Source organism: Halolamina salina (assembly GCF_042678005.1).
Taxonomy (GTDB): domain Archaea; phylum Halobacteriota; class Halobacteria; order Halobacteriales; family Haloferacaceae; genus Halolamina; species Halolamina salina.
In genome coordinates, this window is the sequence record NZ_JBHUDH010000033.1 from 9,927 (window position 1) to 26,099 (window position 16,173).

The window sequence follows — 16,173 nt, forward strand, 5'->3', positions numbered from 1 at the left end:
CACCCGACGGCGGGAGCGATCGGGCATCAGTCGTCGTCGGCCGCGGGCGCTTCGGCCTCCTCCTTCGCGGGCTTCCGACGGTCCGCGCGTGGCCCCTCCATGTCGACCCGCGGGAGGTAGTCACGGAGGTAGCGCCCGGTGTGGGAGTCGTCGATCCGGGCGACTTCCTCGGGCGTGCCGCTGGCGACGACCTCACCGCCGCCCTCGCCGCCTTCCGGACCGAGGTCAACGACGTTGTCGGCGTTCTTGATCAGGTCCAGTTCGTGCTCGACGACGACGACCGTGTTGCCGTTGTCGGTCAGGCGCTGGAGCACCTCGATCAGCTTGCGCTCGTCCTCCTTGTGGAGGCCGGTCGTCGGCTCGTCGAGCAGGTACAGCGTCTCGCCGGTCTGTTTCTTCCCAAGTTCCTCCGCCAGCTTGACGCGCTGGGCCTCGCCGCCCGAGAGCGTGGTCGAGGGCTGGCCGAGCTTCATGTACCCCAGCCCCACGTCCTTCAGCAGCTTGAGCCGGCGACGGAGCTGGCTGTTGGCCTCGAAGAAGTCGTACGCCTCCGCCACGTCCATGTCGAGCACGTCGGCGATGGTCTTGCCTTTGAACTCCACGTCCAGCGTCTCGTCGTTGTACCGGGCGCCGCCGCACTCCTCGCAGGGGACGTGCACGTCCGAGAGGAAGTTCATCTCGATCTTGACGGTTCCCTGCCCGCCACACTCCTCACAGCGGCCGCCCTTGACGTTGAACGAGAACCGACCCTTGTCGTAGCCACGCTGTTGGGCGAGCTTGGTCTGGGCGAACGCCTCGCGGATGTGGTCGAACACGCCGGTGTACGTCGCGGGGTTCGATCTGGGGGTCCGACCGATCGGCGACTGGTCGATGAGTCGCACCGTCTCGATGTTCTCCGTGCCCTCGATCGCGTCGTGCTCGCCGGGATCGACGCTCGTGTTGTCGTTCATCTTCCGGGCCAGCCCCTTGTACAGCACGTCGTGCATCAGCGTGGACTTGCCCGAGCCGGAGACGCCGGTGATGGCGGTGAACTGCCCGATCGGGAGGTCCACGTCCACGTCCTTGAGGTTGTGCTGGCGGGCGCCGACGATCGTGAGCGCCTCGTCGCTCTCGCGGCGCTCGTCGGGGACGGGCACCTCCTTCCGGCCGGCGAGGTAGTCGCCGGTGATCGACTCTTCGCTGTCGACGATGTCGTCGAAGTCGCCCTGTGCGACGATCTCGCCGCCGCGCTTGCCCGGGCCGGGACCCATGTCGATCACGTGGTCGGCGCGGCGCATCGTCTCCTCGTCGTGCTCGACGACGAGCAGCGTGTTCCCGAGGTCCCGCAGCCCTTCGAGCGTGTTCAGCAGGCGGTCGTTGTCGCGCTGGTGGAGGCCGATCGAGGGCTCGTCGAGCACGTACAGCACGCCGACGAGGCCGGAACCGACCTGCGTCGCGAGGCGGATGCGCTGGCTCTCGCCGCCGGAGAGGGTGGAGGCCTCGCGATCGAGCGTGAGGTAGTCGAGGCCGACCTCCTCCATGAAGCCGAGGCGGGCGCGGATCTCCTTCAGGATCTCCTCGGCGATCGTGCGGTCGCGCTCGGAGAGGTTCGCCTCCATCCCCTCGAAGTGCTCGCGGGCGTCGGCGATGCTCAGCCGGTTCACCTCGGTGATGTCGGTGCCGTCGACGAGCACGGAGCGGGACTGCGGCTTGAGTCGCGTCCCGTCACAGGCCGGGCAGGTGGTGACGGCCATGTACTCCTCGATGTGTTCGCGGGTGGAGTCGCTGTCAGTCTCGACGTGGCGGCGTTCGAGGTTGGGAATGACGCCCTCGAAGCGCTTCTCCTTGCGCCGGGTGCCGTTTTTCGTCTGGCGCTGGAACACCACCTGCTCGTCGGTGCCGTAGAGGAACTGGCGCTGCTGATCCTCGGTGAGTTCGGAGAATGGCGTCGTCACGTCGACGCCGAAGTGGGCGGCGACGCTGTCGATCCGGGTCTGGTAGTACGAGCGGTTGTAGCTCCAGGCCTCGAACACGTCCTTGATCGGCTTGTCGGGGTCGACGACGACGAGGTCCTCGTCGACCTCCTTCGTCTCGCCGATCCCCTCACACTCCGGGCAGGCGCCGTGGGGAGAGTTGAACGAGAACGAGCGCGTCTCGATCTCCGAGAAATCGATGCCGCAGTGCGTGCAGGCCAACTCCTCGGAGAACTCGACGACCAGTCGGTCGTCCTCGTCGTCGGCCTCGTTCCCGGCGTCCGCGAGGTCACCGGTGCTCCGGGAGACGTTGCCGCCGAAGGATTCGGGCAGGTCCTCGGGCGGCGACGGGAGGATCACCTTCAGCACGCCGTCGCCCTCCTCGAGGGCGGTCTCGACGGAGTCGGTGATTCGCGATCGGTCCTCCTCCCGGACTTTCACGCGGTCGACCACCACGTCGATCGTGTGGTCGTAGTTCTCGTCGAGGTCGGGGTCGTCGGTGGTGAGGTCGTAGCGCTCGCCGTCGACCTCGACGCGGGCGTACCCCTCGGAGACCAGTTCCTCGAACAGGTCCTCGAACGCCCCCTTCTGGTCGCGCACGACGGGGGCGGCGATCTTCGCACGCGTGCCTTCGGGCAGTTCGAACACCCGGCGCACCATCTGCTGGGCGCTCTGGGTGCCGACCTCGCGGCCGCACTCCGGGCAGTGGGGCGTGCCGACGCGGGCGTACAGCAGCCGGAGGTAGTCGTGCAGTTCGGTGACGGTGCCGACCGTCGATCGGGGGTTGTTCGCGGCGTTCTTCTGGTCGATCGAGATGGCCGGCGAGAGCCCCTCGACGGACTCCACCTGCGGCTTGTCCATCTGCCCCAGGAAGTTCCGGGCGTACGCCGACAGGCTCTCGATGTAGCGGCGCTGCCCCTCGGCGTAGACGGTGTCGAACGCCAACGAGGACTTCCCCGACCCCGAGAGCCCGGTGACGACGCTGAACTGCTCGCGCGGGATCTCCACGTCGAGATCCGCGAGGTTGTTCTCCTCGGCCCCGCGGACCTCGATGAAGTCCTTACTCATTCAGCGCGGGCTACGGAGTCGGGAGGGTTGAACCCGTCGGTCCCGGGGATGACCCCGCACGCGGGGCCGGGCGCGAGCGCGGGCCGACTCAGCGCCCGATCGTGATCCGGCGGACCGCCACGTGCCCACAGCTCGGGCAGGCGTGTTCGTACCTGACCTCCGCGCCGTCGGTCTCGCCGGTCCACTTCCCGTCGGCGTCGTCGTACCCACACGCCGGACAGACCGTCTCGACGTCGTCGTAGCGGCCTCGAAGCGTGTCGAGGGGGTTCATGCCGCGGTTGCTCGTGGCCATAGAGTGGGAGTTGGACCCCAATCGGCATAAATCCTTGTGCATAGTTTACAACCACCATAGAACGAGCGAAACTTCGACCGCGTCGCTACGAAAGCGTGGAACACGGTGGCAGAACGGGAGTCAGTGGCCGCCGTGGAAGAGGCCGATCAGGCCGGAACGACCGTGATCTGCTGCTTGCGGTCGATGGCGTCCTCGAGCTCCTCGGCGATCGCCGAGCCGCGGGAGACCTGCACGTCGCCGCCGCGGCCGACCGTGGCGGTGAACAGGTAGTCGCCGCCGGCGCGGACCTCGACCGTTTCGCCGACGTGCTCGTCGAGTCGAAGCACGACGTGGCGGGCGGTGATCTCCGGCTCGACGACCTCGCCCTGCGGCGACCCGACGCTCTCCGTGCCGCCGTTGGCGCTCGCCGGCGCGGGGTTCTCCTCGTGGGTCCGCACGTCGATGTCGATGCCGAGGCGGTCCTCGATCTCGCTGATCCGGCCGCCGCCCTTGCCGATCACGTAGGAGATGTCGTCCTCCTCGACGTACACCACTGCGCGGTCCTGCCCCTGGAGTTCGACATCGACGTGGCCGCGGGCGACCGAGTGGATCTCGCGTTCGATCTCCTGTTTCGCGATCTGGTTCACGCCGGAGGTCTCCTCGCCCTCGTCGTCGAGCGGGACGGTGACGACCTGCCGATTGAACGTGTAGATTTCGTACTTCGGCTCGCCCGTCTCGGTGTCCGAGACGAGGATCACCGGGCGTGCGAGGTCCTCCGCCGTCAGGCCGGCCGGCACCTTCACCTCCGTCTCCACGTCGTACACGGTGTGGATCTGCCCGGCCTCGATGTAGACGACGGTGTCGACGACCTGCGGGATCATCCCGAGTTCGACCCGGCCGACCAGTCGCTGGAGCGCGTCGATGGCACGGGTCGCGTGGACGACGCCGATCATGCCGACGCCGGCGAGTCGCATGTCCGCGAACGTCTCGAAGTCGCTGGACTTGCGGACCTCGTCGTAGACGGTGTAGTCCGGCCGGACCATCAGCAGCGAGTCGGCGGTGTTCTCCATCGAGCCGCCGAGCTCGGTGTACTGGGTGATCTCGGGGCCGACCTGCAGGTCGCGGGGCTTCTCCATCGTCTTGACCGCGAAGTCGTTGTCGTTGAGGTACTCCGCGACCGCCTGCGCGAACGTGGACTTCCCGGCGCCGGGCGAGCCGGAGATGAGCACGCCGCGCTGGCGCTCGGTGAAGCGCTGTTTGAGCTCGTCGGCCATCGCGTAGTCCTCGAACGTGGTCTTCGCGACCGGCCGGACGGCCGTGATCTCGATGGCGTCTGCGAAGGGGGGTCGGGCGACCGCGATCCGGTAGTTCTTGTACTGGACGATGTCCATCCCCTCCTCGCTGAGCTCGATGAACCCCTCGGAGGAGGCGCGGGCGGTCTCGATCACCTCGGTCGCCCACTCCTCCATCTGCTCGTCGCTGGTAGGCTCGTCGGCGATGTGCTCGTAGGACATCTCGCCGATGCTGCCCCGCTTCGCTTTCGGGCGCGTGTCCGAGCGGAGGTGGAGGCTCATCGTGTCCTCGGTGAAGAACTGCTCGATGGCCAGCCCCTCGCTCTCGGGCTCGGCGGATTCGGTGTCGACGACGGGCTCGACGTAGTCCACGTCGATCCCCTTCGCGCGGGCGACCTCGGCCTGCACGCCGTCGCTGGTCAGCAGCGTCGCGCCCTGCCCGGCGGCGATGTCGCGGATCAGCGCGTCGATGTCGCCCTCGCCGGCGCCCTCGGTCTCGGCGGCGTTGGGTCGGCGGCCGACGTACTCGACCTCGATCTCCCCCTCGGCGGCGTAGTCGGCGAGCCGCTGGAGCTCCTCCAGCCCCTTCCAGCCGGGGTCGTACCCGGCGTTGGCCTGGGCTTCGAGCTCGCCGACGACGGCTTCGGGGACGTAGACGGTGACACCCTCGTAGCGCCCGTCGGCGACGCGCTCGGAGACGCGGCCGTCGACGACGACGCTGGTGTCGGGAACGACGTTCACACGCGAGATAGACGGCGGAGGCTCAAAAGGGTGTATACCACGTTGGGGTGTCGCGCCGGGCGGCCAACACCGGCCGCCCGGCCGCTTCGACGTGCGTGCTCGGCGTCGCTGGGTCTAATCAGTCGGTCGCCGGTACGCCTCCCGTCCGCTACGACGGTAGTTCCCGTCGGAACCCGCCTCAACGGGGTTCACTTCCATGTTAGAGACTGTCACACAAAAATCTGGCGGTCGCTGGCACACCGCTCACGACTCCAGAGCGGACCGAACACCGCAGAAGGGACGCCGATCGCCGCGCGGGGACCGGAGTCGGGGTTACTTGGCCGTGCCGCTCGCGGCGTCGACCAGCGCCTGCAGGTCGAGGTGGCCGGCGCCGTGGTACGTCTCGCCCTCGTCGGGCATCGACGCGGTCTGCTTGATCAGCGACTCGACCTCCTCGACCGTCGCGTCGGGCTTCAGCGAGCGCACCAGCGCGACCGCGCCCGTGACCTGCGGGGCGGCCATCGAGGTGCCGGCCTTCCAGCCGTAGGAGGCGATCTGCTCGCCGTCGGGACCGGTGGTGTTGATCGTGGAGTAGACGAGGTCGTTGTACGCATCCAGATTCCCGCCCAAGATGGCCTCCAGATCGTAGTTCCCGCCGCCGGCGCTCACGTCGACGGCCGAGCCGTAGTTCGTGTACGGCGCGGGGTCGGTCGTCGGTTCGTCGAGGCGGTTGCCGGTGAGCCACTTGGCCTCGTTGTCGCTGTGCTTGCCGCCCCAGCCGTAGCCGAGTGGGCCGGTCGCGCTCACGCCGAAGACGCCGTCGGCCTCCGTCGGGAGGCTGAGCGTGTTCTCGGCGTCCATGTCCAGCGAACCGTTGCCGGCGGAGTTGACGATCACCGTCCCCTGCGAGCGGACGTACTCCGCGACCTGACTGATGATCTGCTCCAGCGCGATCAGGCTCGGGTACTTGACGGTGTCGGCGACCGTGTAGCCGACGCTGTAGTTGATCGCGTCACAGCCGATCTTTGCGGCGTACTCCCAGCCGGCGAGGCCGTCGCCGGCGTATCCTTCAAGCCCGGAGAACATCCGGACTGCGACGATCTCGGTGTCCGGCGCCGTCCCAAGCACACCGCCGGCAGGGCCGTCGTTGTCGTTCGTCGCGGCGATCGTGCCCGCGACGTGGGTGCCGTGACTGCCCGCGCCGTTGGGCCGGAAGTCGAACCCGTCGCCGGTGATGTTGATCGAGAGATCGGCGTTGACGACCCCTTCGAGGTCCGGATGGTCGTCGTACACCCCGGAGTCGACGACCGCGACGCGGGTGCCCTCGCCGGTCGTCGTGTCGTGGACGAACTTCCCGCCGCCGGGCTTGTCCGTGAGTTCGCCGCTGACCGCCTGTTCGCGCTTGTCCCACTGGTACTCGGTGTTGCTCGCCGCACCGTCGTGGTTGTGGCTCGCGGAACCGTCCGCGGCCGCCGGTCCCTCGGCTTCGAGCACCGCGCCGGCCTCGTCGTCGCTGCGGTCGATCTTCACGTCCGGCGCCGTCGCCGTCGCACCGCCGACCCGGGACTGGTCGCCACGGGCGACCAGCACGTCCGCCGCCGAGAGGTCGTGGACGATCTCCACGTCGTCGGGGATCTCGCTCCGGTCGACCTTCCGGAGGTTGATCAGGAACCGCCCCGTCTCGCCGTCGCCGGTCGCGACCGCGCTGCCAGTCGTCAGTACCGAACCGCCGATCACGCCCGCTGTGCCCTTGAGAAACGTCCGCCTGCTACTGTTTGGCATCCACACACTATGGTGGAACTAATCGCTAAAAGCTTACGTAAATCCTACTCGAATGGAAAACAGTTCACTCGGAGGACAGCAGTCGGCTCGGCGGGCGCTGTCGGTCGGCACTCAGAAGCCGCAGAGAACGGCAGATCAGTCGATGTGGCCTTCGCGGCGGAGCTGCTCGGCGTCCTGTTCGTCGTAGCGCCACTCGATGTTCCCCTTCTCGTCCTGCCAGTCCCAGGGCTCGAGGATGACCACGTCGTCCTCGTTGATCCACGTGCGGTACTTCATCCGACCCGGGATGCGCCCGAGTCGCGTCTCGCCGTCGGCACACCGAACCCGGACGTGGTTGCCGCCGAGGTGCTCGGTGACGACGCCGAACACCTGGTCGTCGTCCGGCATCCGGAGGTTCTTCCGGCCTGATGAATCGTCGCTCATACAGGTAGTACGGAACACCCACGGATAAGCCGTGGGATACGTCCCCGAAAGGGAGTCACACACCCCGATCGAAGCACCGAGAGAGACAGCGTTAACCCGCCCCTCCGAGAAGCGGGCGTATGAACGGAACGCACGACACCGGGGGTGTCCACCGGTGCGCGTAGTCGCGAAGTTCGGCGGCACCTCGCTGGGCTCGGGCGACCGGGTCGACCGGGCGGCCGACTCCGTCGCCGACGCCGTCGCGGCGGGCCACGAGATCGCCGTCGTCGCCAGCGCGATGGGCTCACAGACCGACGACCTGCTCGACGAGATCGCCTTCGACGCCAGCGACGAGGACCGCGCCGAGATCGTCTCGATGGGCGAACGCACCTCGGTCCGGATGCTGAAGGCCGCGCTCGCGGCCCGTGGCGTCGACGCGACGTTCTTCGAACCGGGGGACGAGGGCTGGCCGGTCGTCACCAACGAGCGCGGCGTGATCGACGCCGAGGGGACCAAACGGCGCGTCGACGCGCTCGCGGAGACGCTGGACGACACCGTCCCCGTGATCACCGGTTTCCTCGCGGAGGACCCCGAGGGCAACGTGACCACGCTCGGTCGCGGCGGGTCGGACACCACCGCGATGATGCTCGGGAACTACCTCGACGCCGACGAGGTGGTGATCGTCACCGACGTGGAGGGCGTCATGACCGGCGACCCCCGCGTGGTCGAGGGCGCGCGCAACGTCGGCTCCATCACCGTCGACGAACTGCGGAACCTCTCGTTCCGCGGCGCCGAAGTCGTGGCACCCTCCGCACTCGTCTACAAGGACGAGGACCTCGGCGTTCGAGTGGTCCACTACCAGCACGGCGACCTGCTCTCGGGCGGCACCAGCGTCGAGGGGAGCTTCGAGCACCTGATCGACATGGAGGAGGCGCCGCTGTCCTGTCTCACCGTCGCCGGGCGGGCGATCCGGAACCGACCGGGGATACTCGCGGAGGTCTCACAAAAACTCGGCGACGCCGGGATCAACATCGACGCCGTCGCCAGCGGGATGGACTCGCTGACGTACTACGTCGAAACCGAGGTCGCCGAAGAGGCCGAGGCGACGCTGCACGACGCCGTCGTCGAGGACGAGTCGCTCTCCTCGGTCACCGTCGAGGACGAGATCGCCGTGATCCGCGTCACCGGCGGCGAACTTCCGAACCAGCCGGGCGTGATCCGCTCGCTGGTCGACCCGCTGGCGGAGGCGGGGATCAACATCCACGACCTGATCACCTCCGCGACCTCCGTCGCGATCTTCGTCGCGTGGGAGGACCGCGAGGAGACGCTCGACATCGTCCACGAGCAGTTCTGATCGCGGGGGCGGCGCCTGCGTTACGGCACCGGCGACGACTCCGCGTCCATCGCCGCCTCCCGGAGCCGCCGTTCCTCGTCGGTCTCGACCGTGAGCTCCGGGACGGGCTGGACCGACTCCTCGCCGTCGATCGCGACGAACGTGAGGTGTGAGGAGGCGGTTTCGCGCTCGACGCCCTCGCTCGGGCGTTCCGCGGTCACGTCGACGCGCACCTGCATGCTCGTCTCGCCCGTGTCGTAGACGTAGGCGGTGAGCACCGCGATGTCGCCGAGGTCGATCGGCGCGTGGAAGTCGACGCGCTCGATGCTCGCGGTGACGACCTGCGAGCGGGCGAACCGCCGGGCGGCGACGACGCCCCCGAGGTCCATGCGGTGGAGCACCCAGCCGCCGAGCGCGCGGCCGAGGTTGTTGGTCGCGTCCGGCATCACCACCTCGCTGGTCTCGGTGTAGGAGTCGATCAGCCTCACCATTCGAGCGACCCCCCGGAGCGGTACTCCGTCACCTGCGTCTCGAAGAAGTTCTTCTCGCGGTTGAGGTCGGCGGCCTCCGAGAGCCACGGGAACGGGTTCTCGGTACCGTACGCCTCGTCCATGTCGAGTTGGGTGAGCCGCCGGTCGGCGACGTACTCGACGTACTCCGCGAACTGCGTCGGTCCCATGCCGAGGATCTCCTCGGGGCAGGCCTCGCGGGCGTACTGCTGTTCGAGGTCGACGGCCTCGAGGATCAGCTCCCGGATCTCGGCCTCGAACTCGTCAGTCCACGCGTCGGTCTCCCCCCGGATCGCGTCGATCAACTCGATCCCGAAGCCGAGATGCAGCGACTCGTCGCGCATGATGTACTCGAACTGCTGGCCGATCCCCTCCAGCTTCCCCTGCCGCTTGAGCCCGAGCATCATCGCGAAGCCGGCGTAGAAGAAGATCCCCTCCATGATGACGTAGAAGCCGATCAGGTCCCGGAGGAACGCCCGCACGTCGGCCTCGTCGTCGATCGTGAACTCGGGGTCGTCGACGACCCGGGTGAGGTCGACGACGAACTCGTCTTTGGCCTCGATCGCGGGGATGCGGTCGTACATCCCGTAGAGGTAGTCGGGTTCGAACCCCAGCGAGTCACAGCAGTAGATGAACGTGTCCGTGTGGACCGCCTCCTCGTACGCCTGCCGCAGGAGGTACTGCCGGCACTCCGGCGCCGTCACGTGGTCGTACACCGCGAGCACGATGTTGTTCGCGGTCAGCGACTCCGCCGTCGAGAAGAAGCCGAGGTTCCACTCGACCAGCTGTCGCTCGGCGTCGGTGAGTTCGTCGCCGTTCCACTGGGTCACGTCGTTGCCCATCGGAATCTCCTCGGGCACCCAGTTGTTGTCGACGCCCGCCTCGTAGTACTCGCGGGCCCACTCGTAGTCGATGGGCAGGATCTTGTTCGGGTCGTGCGTGTCGCTGTCGGAGAGGTAGTCGATCGGCATTACTGACAGGCCTCGCAGGTGGGGTCCTCGACGCTCGGTAGGTCCGAGCCGTCACTCACGTCGCAGGCGTCGCCGCCGTCGGCGCCCGCCTCGTTCTGGTCGTCGTCCGCGTCTCGTCGCTGTGTGCGCCCGTACTCCTCCATGTCCAGCGTCGACTTCTCGAACTGGCTGGCGCCGAGGGTACGGAGGTAGTACGTCGTCTTCAGCCCCAGCTCCCACGCCCGCTGGTACACGTCGTCCAGCAGCGTGCCGTCCGTCGACGGGAAGAACACGTTGTGGCTCTGGGACTGGTCGACCCAGATCGCCCGCCGGGCGGTGAGCTCGAGCTGGTGGCGCGGGTCGATCTCGAAGGCGCCGCGGTGGCGCTCCTGGATCGCCGGCGGGATCGACTCGATCTCCTGGATCGCGCCGTCGTGGAACTTGATCTCGTCCAGCATCTCGTCGGTCCAGAGCCCCAGTTCGTCCAGTTCCTCGACGAGATGTTCGTTGACGACCGTGAAGTCGCCGCTCATGTTCGACTTCACGTAGAGGTTCGAGTAGCGCGGCTCGATCGAGGGGGTGGTGCCGGCGATGGTCGAGATGGTCGCCGTCGGCGCCACCGCGGTGGTGTTGGAGTTGCGCATCCCGTGTTCGACGACGTGCTCGCGCACCTCGCTCCAGTCGAGGCGTTCCTCGGGCTCCACGTCGACTTCCTCGCCGCGTTCCTCCTCCAGTAGCTCGACGGTGTCCTGCGGGAGCAGCCCGCGGTCCCACTTCGACCCCTCGTAGGAGTCGTACGTGCCCCGTTCCTTCGCCAGCCGCGACGAATTGAGGATCGCGTGGTAGGCGACCTGCTCCATCGTCCGGTCGGCGATCTCGAGCGCCTCCTCGCTCGCCATCCCGACGCCCCGCTGGGTGAGCATCTCGTGGAACCCCATTACGCCGAGGCCCACGGGCCGGTGGCGCGTGTTCGCGCGCTCGGCGCGGTCGGTCGGGTAGAAGTTCAGGTCGACGACGTTGTCGAGCATCCGCATCGCCGTCTCGACGGTGTCCGCGAGCGCGTCGCCGTCGAGACCGTCGCCGTCGACGTGTTTCGCGAGGTTGACCGAGCCGAGGTTGCAGACCGCGGTCTCCTCCTGTGAGGTGTTGAGCGTGATCTCCGTACAGAGGTTCGAGCTGTTGATCGTGCCGTAGTGGTCCTGCGGGGAGCGGACGTTACAGGGGTCCTTGAACGTGATCCACGGGTGGCCCGTCTCGAACAGCCGGGTGAGCATCGTGCGCCAGAGCTCCTCGGCCTCGACGCGCTCGTACTGCCGGAGCTCGCCGTCGTCGGCCGCCTGCTCGTACTGCTCGTACAGCTCCTCGAACTCCTGGCCCGTCGCCTCGTGGAGGTCGGGCACCTCGTCGGGCGAGAACAGCGTCCACTGCTCGCCGGCGCGGACGCGCTTCATGAACAGGTCCGGCACCCACGCCGCGGTGTTCATCTCGTGGGTGCGCCGACGCTCGTCGCCGGTGTTCCGCTTCAGGTCGAGGAAGGCGGGGAAGTCGAGATGCCACGCCGCGAGGTAGGCACAGGCCGCGCCGCGGCGCTTTCCGGAGCGATTGATCGCGCCGGTCACGTCGTCGGAGATGTTGAGGAACGGGATCACGCCCGTCGACTCGACGCCGGTGGACTCGATCAGCGACCCCTCGGCGCGGACGTTGGTCCAGTCGTTGCCCAGCCCGCCGGACCACTTCGAGAGCTTCGCGTGGGCCTTGTAGGAGTCGAAGATGTCCTCCAGATCGTCCTGTACCGTCGTGAGGTAGCAGGAGGAGAGCTGTGGATGGGTCGTCCCGGCGTGGAACAGCGTCGGCGTCGAGTGGACGAACCGCAGCGTCGAGAGCGCGTCGTAGAACTCCACCGCTCTGGCCTCGCGGTCCTCGGGATCCTCCGCGAGGGCGACGCCCATCGCGACGCGCATCCAGAACGCCTGCGGGAGTTCGAGTGGCTCGTCCTCCTCGACGGTCCGGAGGAAGTACCGCTGGACCAGCGTCGAGACGGCCATGTAGCTGAACTGTTCGTCGCGGTCGGGCACGAGCGCGTGGGAGAGCGACTCCAGATCGTAGTCGGTCATTCGCTCGTCGAGCAGGCCGCGCTCGACGCCCGTCTCGATCGCCTCCACGAACGACGCGCGGTACGTCTCCCCCGAGAGCGGGCCGTCCGTGCCGGTCACGTTCCGGGCGTGGCGCCAGCGCGCGACCCGCGCGGCCGCCTGATCGTGGGCGGGGTCGCGCTCGGTGCGCGCGGTCAGCACGCCGATCAGCGCCTCGTCGATCTCGTCGGCGTCGGCGCCGTCGTAGCTGTCGCGCTCGGCCGCGCGGGCGAGCGCCTCGCGGTCGCTCGCGAGGTCGAGATCCGCCGTCGCCGCGGCGAGCCGCGATTCGATTCGGTCGGTCGTCGGTGGGTTTGCCTGAGTCATGTCCGCGGCGGACCCGCCGGGAGCGACCGACAGCGTTGCCACTCACGGCACCGCCCTCTGTCGGTTTCGGCTCGCTCCCGCGAACCGGGTCTCGCCGTGTGCCCGGTTTTCGGCGACGGGGTTAAGACTTTCCCAGTTAGATTGTAGTAGTACAATTGTAGTTTACTAACGCCGGATAGACGGGTCGACGCGTCGCTGTTCGACGGGTACTGGCGTGGGAAAACGATGGCAGCGAATCCGGAGAACGACGGCAGGGCGTCGGGTGAACGGCCCTCAGCGACCCTCTCGGAGCCGTTCCCCGATTTCGGGCGGGAGGTCGGCGTCCGCGACGGCGTCGACGACCCGATCGACGTCGTAGCTCACGCGGTGCTCCTCGACCGAGCGGTCCTCGAGGTCGACGACCGCGTACGCCGCGCCGGGGTCCCGATCCCGGGGCTGGCCGACGCTGCCGGGGTTGAGGACGATCCCCTCGTCGAACACGGCGTGGTGTTGGACGTGCGTGTGGCCCATGATCAGCAGCTCCTCGTCGTCGAGCAGGTCGGGCGCGAACTCCCGCGGGTACGTGTAGTGATCCGGATCGTCGGGGTGGCCGTGGACGATCTTCACCCGGCCGTCGGCCACGCGGCGCTCGGTCGGCAGCGCGCCCAGCCAGCCGATCGGTCCGGCGCCGAGCTGGTCTCGGGCGTAGTCGACGCCCGCCTTCGCCATCCCGTTGAAGCCGGCGGCGTCGCCGTTGGCGACCGCGCGGTCGTGGTTGCCCTGGACGGTCGGGATCCCGCGGTCCCGAACCGTGTCGACACACGCCGCCGGCCAGGGGTTGTAGCCGACCACGTCGCCGGCACAGACCAGCAGGTCGACCGACGGCATCGCCTCGAGCACCCGCTCCAGCGCGGGCAGATTGCCGTGAACGTCAGAGATGACCCCGAGTTGCACGGGGGGCGAAAACAGCGCGATCGGGAAAAGCGCCGCGCTACTCCCCGTTGTGGATCGCCGTCTCGATCCCCGCGGCGTCGACGCTCACGCCCGCCGCACAGACGGCGTGCTCGAACGAGTGGTCGTACAGTTCGCTGGCGGCTGCGGCGGCGCCGTCGGCGGCGAGCGCGAACGGCTCGGGGTCGTCCTTCTCGTAGGTCGCCACCAGCGTCGGCTCGTCGACTTCGCGGACGAGCAGCGCGTCCCGGCGGACGGTGCCGACGACCGCCGAGTCGGCGCCGACCACCGCGGCGATTCGGGGCGTGTCGTAGTCGTCCTTCTCGAAGTCCAGCGCGAACAGCGCGCTCACGAGCGCGTCCCGGGCGGGGTAGCCCAGTTCCAGTTTCTCCGCGACTGGATCGACGTGAGAGCCGTTGCCGACCACCGCGAGCTCGCGGTCGTCGACGGTCCGGACGCAGTTGTAGGAGACGTAGGGGTTGTCCGTTGGCTCGGCGTCGTCAGTCGGGACGACCGTGAGGCTGCCGTCCCGGTCGATGACCTTCCGGTTCGGGAACGAACGCGAGGAGACGCGGTAGGCTGCCAGTCCCGGGGCGGCGACGAGGAAGCGGCCGACGTACATACCGTTTCTGTGGCGTAGACCGGCAAGTAGGTGGTGATTCCTGCTCGGTGAGAACCGGGTTCACGCCGGTTCCCACGGGGCGGGAACCGCCATCGTGGCTAAGCCCGTACGGGTCGAACGTACAGATATGGCAACACAGGAAGTCGAACTCCGAAGCACAGTCGCAGGGTTCACCGCGGAGGGGAAGCTCCACACGCTCAGCGTGTGGTTCATCCTCGCGCTGCGGTTGATGATGGGGCTGGCGTTCCTCCAGAGCGGCCTCGATAAGGTGCTCAGCGGGAGCTTCTCGGCCGCGGGCTACCTCAACAACGCCCCGCGGGCCAACGGGAGCCCCGTCGCCGGCCTGTTCGAGGCGATGGGGTCCTCACAGCTGTTCCTCGACTTCGTGAACGTCGCCGTGCCGTGGGGTGAGGTGCTCATCGGGCTCGGCCTGCTCGTCGGTGGCCTCACCCGCCTCGCCGCGTTCTGGGGCGCGTTCATGATGCTCATGTTCTACCTGGGCAACTGGAGCGTCGACCACGGCTACATCAACGGCGACTTCGCGTACATGCTCGTGTTCCTCGCCGTCGCCGCGTTCGGCGCAGGTCGAATCCTCGGGCTGGATCAGTACATCGAGCAGTACGAGGTCGGCGGCCGGCCGTTGATCGAGCGCTACCCGTGGATGCGCTACCTGCTCGGGTAGCGTCGCGGACCTTTTTCGGAGAAGTCGGAAAGGAACGACAGTGATCCGCCTCATCTCGGTGGATACGGGACACCGTGAGCTACCGCGAGATATAGCGGTGTGGGGTCCCGTGTGCGACTGCCACCGGACCGGGTAGCACACCGACCGCCGGCACCGTGATCGACTCCGAAACACTCATACTTCCCAGCGGACTACCGTTGATTGCGAAGCGCGCCGCCGAACGAGGGGCGGCAAGCGTGGCAGAACAGTTCCATGGGGTAGCGGCCAATCCTGGAGCCTTCTGGGGGCTCCGACCCAGGTTCGAATCCTGGTGGAACTACTCACTTCTTCCGAACCGACTCGAAGAGCGACGGCGCCGTGAAGCTACTCCAACTCCACGAGTCGCTTCACTTTCGACCAGTGGCCATCGCCACAGCGCCACTCGTCCTCGACGCCCTCCGCTTGGGCCTCGACGAGGTCGACCTGTTTGCCACAGACGGGACACTTCGGGTTGCTGGCCTGGAGGATGACCGTCTCCTCGTCCATGGATGATCGTTCGGGGCTGCGTCGCAAAGTCGTTGTGGCAGTGCCGGAGACAGCGTGCTACGAGATTACTTCTCCACGTCCAGCAGCGCGACGCGTTCGAGCACGAGATCCGCGAGGTCGCCGTCGACGGCGCTGATTTCGGCGTCGGAGACGTCGAAGAACGCGCGAACGGTCCCCTCGTCGTACGCCCCCAGTACCGGCGCTTCCTCGACGTGGTCGCGGAGTCGTTCGACGGCCGCGGCCTCCGCCTCGTCGTCGCCCGCCGGCGAGTCCACGAGCACGATCACGCGGTTCTCGCCCTCCGAGACCCCCATTTCCAGCGCGCGGTTGATCTGTCGGCGCCCCGCCGCGTAGCAGAGTACCTCGACCGCACGCTCCCGGGCGACGTTCTCCCCGCGGGCGATCGCTCGGTCGGCGCGGTCGAGCGCCCGTTCGAGGTGCTCCGCGGAGACGACGTAGTCGGCGTCGAACGCCTGCACGGTCGTTCCGGTCGCTTCGGCCACGTCGTCCAGTGTCGCGAGGAACGTGTCGAGGTCGTCGACCGTCGCCGTGCCGTCGAGCAGCCGCATCAGAAATCACCCAGCGAGGCCTGCCCGCCCTCCTCCTCGCGGCCGGCACGTTCCGCGTCGGCGTCGGCGGTCACGCCGTCCATCGACGGGTCCTCGCGGCCGACGTT

The 16,173-nt window shown here is 68.0% G+C and carries 15 protein-coding genes and 1 tRNA gene; 3 read left to right on the forward strand and 13 right to left on the reverse strand.

The window, feature by feature from the left end; all coding sequences use genetic code 11:
• Positions 1–26: 26 nt before the first annotated feature.
• From uvrA to ACFR9S_RS04010, 5 genes are all read right to left on the reverse strand, one after another.
• Positions 27–3,020 carry an excinuclease ABC subunit UvrA gene (gene uvrA / locus ACFR9S_RS03990; protein WP_379731729.1) on the reverse strand — a complete coding sequence of 998 codons (2,994 nt, stop codon included), beginning with the start codon at positions 3,018–3,020 and terminating at the stop codon, positions 27–29.
• An 88-nt stretch (positions 3,021–3,108) separates the two neighbouring features.
• Positions 3,109–3,312, reverse strand: coding sequence for an HVO_0649 family zinc finger protein (locus ACFR9S_RS03995; protein WP_379731730.1), 204 nt, complete (start codon positions 3,310–3,312; stop codon positions 3,109–3,111).
• 146 nt (positions 3,313–3,458) lie between these two features.
• Positions 3,459–5,324, reverse strand: coding sequence for a PINc/VapC family ATPase (locus ACFR9S_RS04000; protein ID WP_379818109.1), 1,866 nt, complete (start codon positions 5,322–5,324; stop codon positions 3,459–3,461).
• Between the two features lie 312 nt (positions 5,325–5,636).
• Positions 5,637–7,085, reverse strand: a complete 1,449-nt coding sequence (locus ACFR9S_RS04005; protein ID WP_379731373.1) for a S8 family peptidase — start codon at positions 7,083–7,085, stop codon at positions 5,637–5,639.
• A 135-nt stretch (positions 7,086–7,220) separates the two neighbouring features.
• A complete protein-coding gene (locus ACFR9S_RS04010; RefSeq protein ID WP_379731374.1) occupies positions 7,221–7,508 on the reverse strand; it encodes a translation initiation factor eIF-1A in 288 nt (95 codons plus the stop codon).
• Between the two features lie 154 nt (positions 7,509–7,662).
• Between ACFR9S_RS04010 and ACFR9S_RS04015 the strand changes: the two genes are divergently transcribed.
• Positions 7,663–8,841, forward strand: a complete 1,179-nt coding sequence (locus ACFR9S_RS04015) for an aspartate kinase (RefSeq protein ID WP_379818110.1) — start codon at positions 7,663–7,665, stop codon at positions 8,839–8,841.
• Positions 8,842–8,861: 20 nt separating this feature from the next.
• On the opposite strand, the gene ACFR9S_RS04020 is transcribed toward ACFR9S_RS04015, so the two are convergent.
• From ACFR9S_RS04020 to ACFR9S_RS04040, 5 genes are all read right to left on the reverse strand, one after another.
• Positions 8,862–9,311: an acyl-CoA thioesterase gene (locus ACFR9S_RS04020; protein ID WP_379731376.1), complete on the reverse strand. Its 450-nt coding sequence runs from the start codon at positions 9,309–9,311 to the stop codon at positions 8,862–8,864.
• A complete protein-coding gene (locus tag ACFR9S_RS04025) occupies positions 9,305–10,300 on the reverse strand; it encodes a ribonucleotide-diphosphate reductase subunit beta (RefSeq protein WP_379731377.1) in 996 nt (331 codons plus the stop codon). The genes ACFR9S_RS04020 and ACFR9S_RS04025 overlap by 7 nt, the downstream gene beginning before the upstream one ends.
• Positions 10,300–12,738 carry a ribonucleoside-diphosphate reductase subunit alpha gene (locus tag ACFR9S_RS04030; protein WP_379818111.1) on the reverse strand — a complete coding sequence of 813 codons (2,439 nt, stop codon included), beginning with the start codon at positions 12,736–12,738 and terminating at the stop codon, positions 10,300–10,302. The genes ACFR9S_RS04025 and ACFR9S_RS04030 overlap by 1 nt, the downstream gene beginning before the upstream one ends.
• Positions 12,739–13,011: 273 nt before the next feature.
• On the reverse strand, positions 13,012–13,671 hold the full coding sequence (locus ACFR9S_RS04035) for a metallophosphoesterase family protein (protein WP_379730959.1): 660 nt from the start codon (positions 13,669–13,671) through the stop codon (positions 13,012–13,014).
• A gap of 37 nt (positions 13,672–13,708) precedes the next feature.
• Entirely contained in the window at positions 13,709–14,290 is a 582-nt protein-coding gene (locus ACFR9S_RS04040) for an IMP cyclohydrolase (protein ID WP_379818112.1), read from the reverse strand.
• A 127-nt stretch (positions 14,291–14,417) separates the two neighbouring features.
• On the opposite strand from ACFR9S_RS04040, the gene ACFR9S_RS04045 reads away from it, so the two are divergent.
• Together ACFR9S_RS04045 and ACFR9S_RS04050 are read left to right on the forward strand one after the other, a co-directional pair.
• A complete protein-coding gene (locus ACFR9S_RS04045) occupies positions 14,418–14,972 on the forward strand; it encodes a DoxX family membrane protein (RefSeq protein ID WP_379730957.1) in 555 nt (184 codons plus the stop codon).
• A gap of 246 nt (positions 14,973–15,218) precedes the next feature.
• Positions 15,219–15,291: transfer RNA gene (locus ACFR9S_RS04050), tRNA-Gln, on the forward strand.
• Between the two features lie 44 nt (positions 15,292–15,335).
• Here ACFR9S_RS04050 and ACFR9S_RS04055 read toward each other — a convergent pair.
• From ACFR9S_RS04055 to ACFR9S_RS04065, 3 genes are all read right to left on the reverse strand, one after another.
• Positions 15,336–15,497 (reverse strand): hypothetical protein, encoded by a 162-nt coding sequence (locus tag ACFR9S_RS04055; RefSeq protein ID WP_379730956.1) that lies wholly within the window; start codon positions 15,495–15,497, stop codon positions 15,336–15,338.
• A 65-nt stretch (positions 15,498–15,562) separates the two neighbouring features.
• Positions 15,563–16,066 (reverse strand): KEOPS complex subunit Cgi121, encoded by a 504-nt coding sequence (gene cgi121 / locus ACFR9S_RS04060; RefSeq protein ID WP_379730955.1) that lies wholly within the window; start codon positions 16,064–16,066, stop codon positions 15,563–15,565.
• Positions 16,066–16,173: hypothetical protein (locus ACFR9S_RS04065; protein ID WP_379818124.1), on the reverse strand; the 108-nt coding region annotated here is incomplete at its 5' end. The genes cgi121 and ACFR9S_RS04065, both read right to left, overlap by 1 nt.